The organism is Streptococcus australis (assembly GCF_047463015.1).
Classification (GTDB): domain Bacteria; phylum Bacillota; class Bacilli; order Lactobacillales; family Streptococcaceae; genus Streptococcus; species Streptococcus australis_F.
The window spans coordinates 1-1,247 of record NZ_JASHER010000017.1; the positions used below are offsets into that span (position 1 = coordinate 1).

At 39.6% G+C, this 1,247-nt stretch carries 1 protein-coding gene; it reads left to right on the forward strand.

All coding sequences use genetic code 11. The features are described 5' to 3' along the window. Nucleotides 1–75: 75 nt before the first annotated feature. Nucleotides 76–1,208, forward strand: a protein-coding gene (locus QM873_RS09915; protein ID WP_398578081.1) for an IS3 family transposase whose coding sequence is annotated in 2 segments (ribosomal slippage) — nucleotides 76–343 and nucleotides 343–1,208 — 1,134 coding nt in all. Because the reading frame shifts where the segments join, the coding sequence is not laid out codon by codon here. The last annotated feature ends 39 nt before the right edge of the window (nucleotides 1,209–1,247 follow it).

Consider the following 1,247-nt stretch of genomic DNA (forward strand, 5'->3'; position numbering starts at 1 on the left):
GGCACTGCACCCATAAAATGAGACACAAGAAAACACTCCTGTTGAAATCTGGTAAACTAGAAACAGGAGTGTTTTATTATGGTCAAAAAAGCATATTCAGTAGAAACTAAGCTAGCCTGTATCGAAATGAAGAAGGCAGGTAAATCAAATAAGGTTATCATGGATACCCTCGGTATCAAAAATGCTAGTCAGGTCAAGACCTGGTGGCGTTGGTATCAGAATGATGAATTGTACCGTTTCCACCAACCTGTGGGGAAACAATATACTTATGGTAAAGGAATGAAACAATTATCTGAAGTGGAACAGTTACGTTTGCAGGTAGAATTACTAAAAAAGTATCAGAGCTTGGTAAGAAAATCGACAAAGTAAGTCTTATCAAGCTAGTAGAAGAGTATAAGAAAACGTGCCCTGTATCTATTATTTTAGAGTGTTTCGGAGTCAAACGCTCCACCTTTTATCGCTGGAAACAGGAGTGTAAGAATTCTCAGAAAAGAGACGAAATAGCAGATAAAATCGAACAACTCTGTATGGCAAATCGCTTTATTTACGGCTATCGAACCATCACTCGCTTACTAAAGAAAGTTTATAACCTCGTCGTTAATCGCAAGAAGGTCTATCGTATCATGAAGGAAAAGGGCTGCCTTTGCCGTGTCCGTCCCAAGAAGGGACCTAAATTAGGGAAGCCTTACCATGTAACAGACAATAAGCTAGATCGTGATTTTCAGGCAGACAAGCCTATGGAGAAGCTTGTCACAGACATCACCTACCTCTACTTTGGAAACTGTAGACTTTATCTATCTTCGATCATGGATCTCTATAATCGTGAAATAGTAGCTTATAGCATCTCCGAGTGTCAAGATACGGACTTTGTACTCGACACACTTCATCAACTTGAGCTACCTCAAGGAGCACTTTTACACAGCGACCAGGGATCTGTCTACACCTCAAAAGCCTACTATCAAGCTTGTACAGAAAAAGGCATCACCCGCTCTATGTCCCGAAAAGGAACACCAGCAGATAATGCCTGTATCGAATGGTTTCATTCCATCCTAAAGTCTGAAACCTTCTATCTCCATAAGTGGAGAAACCTAACTAAAGATAGTATAACAGATATTGTTAAAAATTACATCATATTTTATAATGAAACTAGAATTCAACAGAGATTAAATGACCAGTCTCCTGTAGAGTACAGAAAACTGGTCGCATAAGAGGTTTTTTCTCTTGTCCCATTATTGGGGTGCAGTGCC